The organism is Streptomyces sp. PA03-1a, assembly GCF_033792805.1.
Classification (GTDB): domain Bacteria; phylum Actinomycetota; class Actinomycetes; order Streptomycetales; family Streptomycetaceae; genus Actinacidiphila.
Window position 1 is genome coordinate 1 of sequence record NZ_JARAVO010000311.1, and the last position, 9,359, is coordinate 9,359.

The window sequence follows — 9,359 nt, forward strand, 5'->3', positions numbered from 1 at the left end:
CCGTGGAGCCCACCCGGATCCCCGAGCTGTCCGGGTGGCTCCCCGCTGCCCGTCTTCCCCGCCGGGCCGCGTCCCGCTGAAGTCCTCCCCTCGGCGCGCGCCGGCAATCCTTGAGCGTTGTCACTCGAAAGAGCGGTGTTGCGCGTGTGAAGACGCATATCGAACAGGATTTCGATAGCGTGGGGGTCTGAACGTCACGTACCAGGGGGTGCGGCACATGGCCAGGCGCGTCGAAGTCACCGGAGCGGGCGGCCTCCCGCTCACGACGTGGGAGTACGCCGACGGGTCCGCTCCCGCCTCCGGGCCCGGGGCGGGGCCGGCCTCCGAGCCCGAGGAGGCGCCGCGGCCCGCCGTCCTGCTGCTGCACGGCCTGATGGGACGGGCCTCCCAGTGGGCCGGCACCGCCCGGCGGCTCGCCGCCCGCCACCGAGTGGTGGCCCTGGACCAGCGCGGCCACGGAAGAAGCGCCAAGCCCGAGGGGCCCTACACGCGTGACGCCTACGTGGCCGACGCCGCCGCCGTCGTCGAGCAGCTGGGGCTCGCCCCGGTCACCGTCGTGGGGCACTCGATGGGCGCCCTCACCGCCTGGCAGCTCGCCGTGCGCCGCCCGTCGCTGGTGCGGGCCGTGGTGCTGTGCGACATGCGCGCGGTGGCCCTCGGGGAGGCGAGCCAGCGCTGCTGGGAGGACTGGTTCAGAGCCTGGCCGCTGCCCTTCGCCGGTCCCGACGCGGTGCGCCGGTGGTTCGGCGAGGAGGATCCGTGGCTGGAGGGTTCCCGCCCGGCCCGCGGGGAGTTCTTCGCCGAGGTGATGGAGGAGCACGCCGACGGCTGGCGCCCGGTGTTCGAACGGCGCCACATGCTGCGCTCCCGGGAGTCCTGGATCCACGACGCCCACTGGGACGAGCTGGCCCAGGTGTCCTGCCCCGCCCTCGTCGTGCGGGGCTGGGACGGCGAGCTGGGCCGCGCAGAGGCCCAGGAGATGGTGCGCGTGCTGCCCCGGGGCTCGTACGCGGAGATCCCCGACGCCGGGCACCTCGTCCCCTGGGACCAGCCCGAAGCCTGGTACGCGGCGGTCGAGACCTTCCTGGCGGACGTCGCCGGCGTGCCCGTCTGCCAGGCCTGAGGCCCGTCCGGGCCGGCGCCCCGGCCTGCTCCGGGGGCCGCCAGCAGGGTGTCAGGCGAAGACGACGGTGCGGCGGCCGTTGAGCAGGACGCGGTGCTCGCTGTGCCACTTCACGGCGCGTGCCAGGGCCTGGCACTCCACGTCGCGGCCGATGGCGACCAGCTGCTCCGGGTTGACCCCGTGGCCCACCCGCTCGACCTCCTGCTCGATGATCGGGCCCTCGTCGAGGTCGGCGGTGACGTAGTGCGCCGTCGCGCCGATCAGCTTCACCCCGCGGGCGTGGGCCTGGTGGTAGGGCCGGGCGCCCTTGAAGCTGGGCAGGAAGGAGTGGTGGATGTTGATGATGCGGCCGGCCAGCTCCTTGCAGAGGTGGTCGGACAGGACCTGCATGTAGCGGGCGAGGACGACCAGTTGGACGTTCTCCTTCTCCACCAGGGAGAGCAGCTCCGCCTCGGCCTCGGCCTTGTTCTCCTTCGTCACCGGGATGTGGTGGAAGGGGACGTCGTAGGAGCCCGCCAGCTCCGCGAAGTCGGTGTGGTTGGAGACCACGGCGGCGATCTCCACCGGCAGCGCTCCGATGCTGGTGCGGAAGAGCAGGTCGTTCAGGCAGTGCCCGAACTTGCTCACCATGAGGATGATGCGCATCCGCTCGGCGGAGGGCGTGATCTGCCAGTCCATGGCGTAGGCGTCGGCGACGGCCGCAAAGCTGGCCCGCAGCTTGTCGGCGGTGACCGGGTGGCCCGCGGAGAAGTGCACCCGCATGAAGAACAGCCCCGTGTCGTGGTCGCCGAACTGCTGGCTGTCCTCGATGTTGCACCCGGTCATGAAGAGGTAGCTCGACACGGCGTGCACGATCCCCGCCTTGTCGGGGCACGACAGGGTGAGGATGTACTGCTGGGACTGCGGCGGCGAATCGTCGACGGCGTTCACGGGGCTAGGGTCGCACAAAGTCGCCCCGCCGTTCCAAGGCGTCCGCCAACCGGGCGCCCTGGGTGTCGTCGCAGGTGGCACCCCGCTCGCGTGCCGCGCGCGGACGGCTCAGGCCGTGCGTGTGTAGATCTTGAGGATGTCCAGTGACCGCGGCGGCGTGTCCGGGTCCTCGCCGTCCCCGGTGGCCATCCGTACGTGCGCCTCGCGGGCGGCCCGCACGGCCTCGGGCCACGCGTGGTGCTCCAGGTACGCGGAGACGGGGGCGTCCGCGCCCACCTGGTGAAGTATCTTCAGCACCCGCAGCACGGCCACGTCGACCAGGGCCGCCTCCTGGGAGTCCCGGAAGACGGTGCCCACGTACTTCTCCGCGGACCAGTTGTCGAGCCAGGTGTCCTCGACCAGGCGGTAGACGGCGTCGGTCACGTCGCCGTAACCCGGTTGCCCGGTGAGCCAGACTTCGCGCTGGAACACCGGGTCGCTGATCATGTGCAGCGCGGAGCGCACGTTCGTGCGCCAGCGCCACCAGGGCATGTCGTTGAGCGGCATGCCCCCCATCGTGGAGGAGCGGGTGCCGCGGCGGGAAGACTTCTCCGTACTCTGCACAGTGCACGATCGTACGTGCTCCAGGCTCCACACACTCTGTTCACCCGATGGTGACCCTCCGTTCCCTCGCGTTCACCCTGGTGTTGCGACAAACGCGGAATCTTCCCATTCCATGAGTGATTGGCGTACGCGCAGAGCCGTTCCGTTCGCATCCGCGATGGCCGGCGTCGCCCTGCTGGCAGGATGCGGCACGCTCCCGGGGGGGACGGGTGGCACCACGGGCCCGGTCGTCGTCATGACGTGGGCTCCGGAGAACACCAGTGCGACCAACATGCCCGGCATGCCCGGCATGGCCAAGGCCTTCGCCAAGTACGTCAACGCCCGCGGCGGCATCGCCGGCCGGGAGCTGAAGGTCATTACCTGCAACGACCACAACAGCGCCCTCGGCGTCGGGGACTGCGCCCAGCGCGCCGCCGACGAGGGCGCGGTCGCCGTCGTCGGCTCCTACAGCCAGTTCGGCGCCGCCTTCACCTCCACGCTGGAGGCCGAGGGGATCCCGTACCTCGGCGGTTACGGCATCACCCAGGACGAGTTCGAGAGCCCGCTCTCCTACCCCGTCAACGGCGGCCTGCCCGCGCTGATGGCCGGGGCCGGCCGTCAACTGGCGGGCAAGTGCGACAAGGTGAGCCTCATACGCCCCGACACCGCCGCGGGCGACCTCTTCGCACGCTTCCTCGACGCCGGCCTGCGCGACGAGGGCCGCACCAGCGCCACCGACCTGCGCGCCCCCGAGGACGCCACCGACTACAACGGGATCTCCCGGCGGGCGATCGGCAGCAACCACCCCGGCGACTGCGTGAGCGCCGCGCTCGGCGACAAGACCGCCACCTTCTTCGACGCCTTCCGCCGGACGACCACCACCGACCCGGCCACCGGCCTGGTCGACGGCCCCAAGGCCCAGATCGCCTCCGTCCTCGGCAGCGTCCAGCAGTCCACCCTGGACAGCACCGGCGGCAGCAACAGCCCGCTGGAGGGTGCCTTCGTCACCGGCTGGTACCCGCCGGCGTCCGACTCGCGCTGGGCGCTGATGCGGAACACGATCAAGAGGTACGCCTTCGGCGACAACAGCATCGACCCGAACGACCCGGGCGTGCAGACCACGTGGATCGCCTACACGGCCCTCGCCGAGGTCATCGAGAAGATGGGCAAGGACCAGGCGGTCACGGCCCCGTCGCTGAAGCAGGCGCTGGACGAGGCGCACGACGTCTCCACCGACGGCCTCACGCCCCCGCTCGGCTGGCGCGAGCAGGACACGGCCTCCATCATCGACCAGCCGCGCCTGGTCAACGGCCGGATCACCTTCCAGAAGGTCGAGAAGGGCCGACTGGTCGCCGCGCGCAAGGGCTTCGTGGACGTGACGAAGACGCTGGAGAACGCCCCGGGCTGACGGGCGCCGGGGGGTCCACGGGCGCCGGGGGTCCACGGGGGCCGGGGTCCGCGGGTGCCGCGGCGGGAGCGGGGAAGCGCCGACGGCCACGGCCGCCGGCGCTTCACGTCCCCCGGGGCCGGGATCCGTTCCCGGGGGCCCGTCGTCTCAGAGCTGACCGCCCTGGTGCTGCGTCAGCCCGTACTTCTTCGCGATGGGGTTCCACAGCGCCGCCGCGCGCGATTTCGCCTGTGTGGCGGTACCGCTCTGAGTGTTGCCCGCCGCGTACTGGTCGGTGTGGCGCGCCTGGCCGTGACGGCAGAGCTTCTTGCCGGCCTTGAGCTGGTCGGCCCAGGCCGCGTAATGGTTGTCGGCGGCCGCGGAGGCCGTCCACGCCTTGTTGAGGGCGTCGGTAAGGTCCTGGTGGTTGGGGAGCTGGTCCACCGGCAGCGACTTCAGCTGCGTCATCAGGTCGTTGCGCTGCTGCGCGGCGGCCCGCAGGTCGGCGGCCGCCCCGTCCAGGTTCCGGCAGCCCTTGATGCCGGCGACCGCGTTGATCACGGAGGTCCGGTTGCTGCCGCTCGTCTTGAGCAGGGCCTCGAGCCCCTTGGCCTGCTCCTCCGCCGCGCCTTCGTCGCCTCCCCCGGAGGAGGCCGGGGACGAGGCGCTCGACGAGGCCGACGGGGACTGGGCCGCGGCGGGGTCGTCGTCCCCGCCGCTCATCAGGGCGCCCGCGAGGAGACCGGCGACGGCGCAGCCGCCGACGACGATGCCGATCAGCGCGGCCGGGGTGAGCTTGCGACGGGCCGGGGCGGGCTGGTCGTAGTCGTAGGACGGCTGCGGCGCGTAGGCGGGCTGCTGACCGTAGGCGGGCTGTGCGTAGTCCGGGGACGCCGCGTAGCCGGGCTGCTGCGGGGGCGGGCCGTCCTGGCGGTACAGGTGCCCGAAGTCGTCGTGGGGCTGCTGTGCCGGGAGCATCGCGTCGTTGCCCTGGTGACCCTGGGGGTCGTGCGGATAGCCGTAGCCGGGGGCCTGCTGCGGGGCCGGCGCGTCTTCGAAGCGCGGCAGGTGCTGGGTCGCGTCCGCGTCGGCCAGGGTGCCCGGGCGTACGCCGTACGGGGCGGCCCCGGGCATCGGGTAGGGCGGCAGGACCTGTGTGGCGTCCGCCACCGGGCCGGGCTGGAACTGGGGCGCCGGGGGCTGCTGCGGCTCGTGGGCCGGCATGGGCGGCCGCGCCTGCGGGTACGGCGGGAAGAGCTGCGTCGCGTCGGTGTCCGGGAGGGACTGGTGCGGGGGGCCGTACGCCTGGGGCTGCTCGCCCCACGGCTGCCCGGCCGCGGGGCCGGAACCCCAGGCCGCGGTCGCTCCCGGGCCGGGTATGCCCCCGTCCGCGGGCAGCACCACGCCCTCGTGCACCTCCGGATACGCCTCGTCACCGCGTCCGCCGTGCATCACCGGTACCTCTGCCTTCTCCGTCGCTACGGAATCGTCGGCTCACGCTACCGGGTCTGCTTCGGACGTCACCATGCCGCGGTGGGTCCGACGGGATCCGGGGGGCCGCCCCGTCGCAGAACAGGGTGCCCCTACCGGTGGGTTGATGTCGTTCCTGTAACGATTCGCGGGACGGGGGCGCGCGACGCCCCCGCCCCCGTGCCGTCACGCAGCCAGTTCCTCCTCCTCCAGGCGGGCGTCGAACTCCCGGACGGAGCTCTCCGCCGCGTACGGCTGCAGGCGCAGGCGGAGGTCGTCGAGGTACTCCGCGCCGCGGGTGGTGCGCAGCGTGGCGAGCAGTTCGACGGCCTGGGCGCCGGTGTGGCAGGCCTGCTCGACCTCCCGCTGCTGGACCTGTGCCTGGGCGAGCAGGAGCAGGCCGATCGCGCGGCGGCGGGCCTTGTCCGGGGCGTGCCCGGCCAGCGCCTCCTCCGCGCGGCGGACCGCCTGCGGTGCCTGGTTGAGGTCGCGGTGGCAGTGGGCGAGCTCGTCGGCGAGGTAGGCCGGTCCGAAGTGCCGGATCCAGTCGGGGTCGTCGCCCGGTTCGGAGCGCTCCAGCGCCTCCACGGCCTGCCCCGCGACGGCGCCGCAGGCCCGGGCGTCACCCATCAGCGCGTGGCCGCGCGCCTCCGCCGCGTAGAACATGGCCTGCGCGGTGGCGGTGACCTGACCGCGGGCGCCCTCCTGGGCGGCGCGGGCGAGTTGGGCGATCTCGCGCGGGGTGCCGAGCTGCGCGGCGAGGTGGCTCATCCCCGCGGCGAGGACGTAGCCCCCGTACGCGCGGTCCCCCGCCGCCTGGGCCAGCCGCAGCGCCTGGATGTAGTAACGCTGCGCCAGGCCGGGTTGGCCGGTGTCGACGGCCATGTAGCCGGCGAGTTCGGTCAGCCGGGCGACGGCCGAGAAGAGCTGACGGCCCGTTGCCTCCCGGTAGGAGCCGGCGAGGAGCCCGGAGACCACGCTGTTGAGGTAGTGCACCACCACGGGGCGCACCTGACCGCTGCCGAAGCGGTGGTCGAGTTCGTTCAGCGCCCGGGTGGTCGCCCGTACCGCCTCGACGTCGGACATGCCGACACGCTGCCCGCCGGCGCGGGCTACCTGGGCGTCGGCCCGGGTGATCAGCCAGTCCCGGCTGGGCTCGACCAGGGCCGAGGCCGCCACGGTGGATCCGGTGAGGAAGTCCCGGCGGCCGACGTCGCTCCGCCACAGCTCGCAGACCTGCTCGATCGCGCCGAGCACGGTGGGCGAGAAGTGCAGGCCGACACCGGTGGCCAGGTTCTTGCCGTTGGCCATGCCGATCTCGTCGATGGTGACGGTGCGGCCCAGCTTCCGGCCGATGGCCTCGGCGATGATCGCCGGTGCCCTGCCCCGCGGTTGCTGGCCGCGTAGCCAGCGGGCCACGGAGGTCTTGTCGTAACGCAGGTCGAGGCCGTGCTCCGCGCCGCACATGTTGACCCGGCGGGCCAATCCGGCGTTGGAGCAGCCTGCCTCCTGGATCAGTGCCTGCAGCCGTTCGTTCGGCTGGCGTGCGACGAGCGGTCGTGCGGCCATGGGCTCCCCCTCACAGCTGCCGCTTTCGGGACCTCAAGATCCCTTCCCGAAGATCCCTTCCCGGTACGCGCCACTCAAATTCGCCGCAAAGGACATAATTTGCGGTGGGATGCATGCCTACACACCCAAGGGTGACTACCCGGATGTCGGACCTCCCCCTACCGCGCGCCCCCACCAGTGCTCCCGTGCGCCCGCCATGAGCCGCGAGGCCGGGACGTCACCGCCCGTAACCCGCGCTGGGCAGCGCAGTTGTGAAGGTCGTGGAAGACACCGTGGAACACACCATCGCAGCCCCGCCGCGGATCGCCGGCCAACTCCTCGAAGCCGCCGTCGGGTACGCGGAGGAGCGGCACTGGGACGTGCTGCCCGGTGCCTGGCTCGTCGAGGACGCCGCCGCCGGCCGCGGCGGTCCGCGCACCCCGCGCTGTTCCTGCGGCGACACCGCCTGCCCGGCGCCCGGGGCGCACCCGACCGGGCCCGGCTGGGTCGGTGAGGCGAGCGGGAGCGGAGCCACGGTACGCAGGATGTGGCTGCGGCAGCCCCATGCCTCGGTCCTGCTCCCCACCGGACGAACCTTCGACGCCATCGACGTCCCGGAGGACGCCGGTTGCCTCGCGCTGGCCCGCATGGAGCGCATGGAACTGCCGCTTGGCCCGGTGCTCGGGACCCCGTCCCGCCGGATGATCTTCTTCGTACTGCCCGGAGCCGGCGCGAAGGCGCCGGACCTGCTGCGCCGGCTCGGCTGGGCGCCCTCCTCGCTCGACCTGGTGGTGCGCGGCGACGGCGACTGGGTCCCGGCCCCGCCCACGCGGCTCGGCACGGGCGGCGTCGTCCAGTGGGTGCGCCGGCCCACGGCCCTCAACCGGTGGCTGCCGGACACCGAGGAACTGATCTCCCCCCTCGCCTACGCCTGCGGACGCTAGCCGGGCCCCACCCCCGTCGTCATAGGCTGGGCGGATGCCGAATGCATCCGTCGCGCCCGCCGTACGCGTCCATGGACTATGGAAACGCTTCGGGCAGCAGATCGCCGTCGCCGGGATCGATCTGACCCTGCCCGCCGGGCACTTCGTGGGGATCGTCGGACCCAACGGCGCGGGCAAGACCACGACCCTGTCGATGGTGACGGGCCTGCTGCGGCCCGACGACGGCCTCATCGAGGTCGGCGGTGCCGACGTCTGGCGCGACCCGGTCGCCGTGAAGTCCCGCATCGGCGTCCTGCCCGAGGGGCTGCGGCTCTTCGAGCGGCTCACCGGCCGCGAACTGCTGGCGTACACGGGCCGGCTGCGCGGCATCCCGGGTGCGGAGACCGACCGCCGGGCCGCCCAGCTGCTCGATGTCCTCGACCTGGCCGGCGCCGCCAACAAGCTCGTCGTGGACTACTCGACGGGTATGCGCAAGAAGATCGGCCTGGCCGCGGCACTGCTGCACAATCCCGAAGTGCTCTTCCTGGACGAGCCCTTCGAGGGGGTCGACCCCGTCTCCGCCCAGGTCATCCGCGGGGTGCTGGAGCGCTACACCGGCTCCGGGGCGACCGTCGTCTTCTCCTCGCACGTCATGGAGCTGGTGGAGAGCCTGTGCGACTGGGCCACGATCCGGCCGGGGCGAGCCGGTCGTGACGGGCACCTTCGTACGGCTCAAGCTGTCGGTCCTCCGCAACGGGTTGCGGCAGTCGACGGGTCGCCGGGTCGGCTGGATCATCGGCAGCCTGGTGTCCCTGCTCTACGCGCTGGGCCTGGGCGTGGGGCTGGTCGCCCTGCGCGGGAACGACTACGCGCCCTCGGCGGCCATCGGCGTGGCGGTCGTGCTCGGGGTCGGCTGGGCCGCCATGCCGTTGTTCGTCTTCGGCGGCGACGACACCCTCGACCCGACCCGGCTGGCGATGCTGCCACTGCGGCCGCGGCCGCTGATCCGGGCGCTCCTGGTGTCCTCGCTGGTCGGCGTCGGGCCGCTGCTCACCCTTCTGGTGGTGGCCGGCGCGGCGGTGTCCGTCGTGGCGGGCGCCGCCTCGGCGGTGGCGGCGGTGATCGCGGTGCCGCTCACCGTGCTGCTGTGCGTGGCCCTGTCGCGGGCCGTCGCCGCGGCCAACACCCGGTTGCTGACCAGCCGCAAGGGACGCGACCTGGCGGTGCTCAGCGGCCTGCTGGTCGCGGTGGGCGCCCAGTTGGTCAGCCTGGGCGCCAACGCGCTCACCTCCGGGCACGGCCTGGAGCGGGTCGGCGCCCTCACCTCGGTGCTGCGCTGGCTGCCGCCGGCGTCGGCGCTGGACGCGGTGCGGTCGGCGGGGGAGGGCGGGTACGG

General features: G+C 73.0%; 7 protein-coding genes and 2 pseudogenes. 5 read left to right on the forward strand and 4 right to left on the reverse strand.

Going from position 1 to position 9,359, the window contains the following annotated elements; translation table 11 throughout:
• Window positions 1-217: 217 nt before the first annotated feature.
• Window positions 218-1,123 (forward strand): alpha/beta fold hydrolase, encoded by a 906-nt coding sequence (locus tag PV341_RS40940; RefSeq protein WP_500330323.1) that lies wholly within the window; start codon window positions 218-220, stop codon window positions 1,121-1,123.
• A gap of 51 nt (window positions 1,124-1,174) precedes the next feature.
• Here PV341_RS40940 and purU read toward each other — a convergent pair whose 3' ends face one another.
• Both purU and PV341_RS40950 read right to left on the reverse strand, forming a co-directional pair.
• Window positions 1,175-2,053 (reverse strand): formyltetrahydrofolate deformylase, encoded by an 879-nt coding sequence (gene purU, locus PV341_RS40945; protein ID WP_499512450.1) that lies wholly within the window; start codon window positions 2,051-2,053, stop codon window positions 1,175-1,177.
• A 108-nt stretch (window positions 2,054-2,161) separates the two neighbouring features.
• Window positions 2,162-2,608 (reverse strand): SCO4402 family protein, encoded by a 447-nt coding sequence (locus PV341_RS40950; protein ID WP_499516865.1) that lies wholly within the window; start codon window positions 2,606-2,608, stop codon window positions 2,162-2,164.
• 160 nt (window positions 2,609-2,768) lie between these two features.
• Between PV341_RS40950 and PV341_RS40955 the strand changes: the two genes are divergently transcribed.
• Window positions 2,769-4,043, forward strand: a complete 1,275-nt coding sequence (locus tag PV341_RS40955; protein WP_500330321.1) for an ABC transporter substrate-binding protein — start codon at window positions 2,769-2,771, stop codon at window positions 4,041-4,043.
• A gap of 147 nt (window positions 4,044-4,190) precedes the next feature.
• On the opposite strand, the gene PV341_RS40960 is transcribed toward PV341_RS40955, so the two are convergent.
• Complete coding sequence (locus PV341_RS40960; protein ID WP_500330319.1) at window positions 4,191-5,474, reverse strand: hypothetical protein; 1,284 nt, start codon at window positions 5,472-5,474, stop codon at window positions 4,191-4,193.
• A 204-nt stretch (window positions 5,475-5,678) separates the two neighbouring features.
• Window positions 5,679-7,061 (reverse strand): NsdA family TPR-like regulatory protein, encoded by a 1,383-nt coding sequence (locus PV341_RS40965; protein ID WP_500330317.1) that lies wholly within the window; start codon window positions 7,059-7,061, stop codon window positions 5,679-5,681.
• 251 nt (window positions 7,062-7,312) lie between these two features.
• Between PV341_RS40965 and PV341_RS40970 the strand changes: the two genes are divergently transcribed.
• The 3 genes and pseudogenes from PV341_RS40970 to PV341_RS40980 all read left to right on the forward strand — a co-directional run.
• On the forward strand, window positions 7,313-7,984 hold the full coding sequence (locus tag PV341_RS40970) for a bifunctional DNA primase/polymerase (RefSeq protein WP_500330315.1): 672 nt from the start codon (window positions 7,313-7,315) through the stop codon (window positions 7,982-7,984).
• A 34-nt stretch (window positions 7,985-8,018) separates the two neighbouring features.
• Window positions 8,019-8,649, forward strand: a pseudogene (locus tag PV341_RS40975) (ABC transporter ATP-binding protein); the annotation flags it as partial.
• 24 nt (window positions 8,650-8,673) lie between these two features.
• Window positions 8,674-9,359, forward strand: a pseudogene (locus PV341_RS40980) (transporter); the annotation flags it as partial.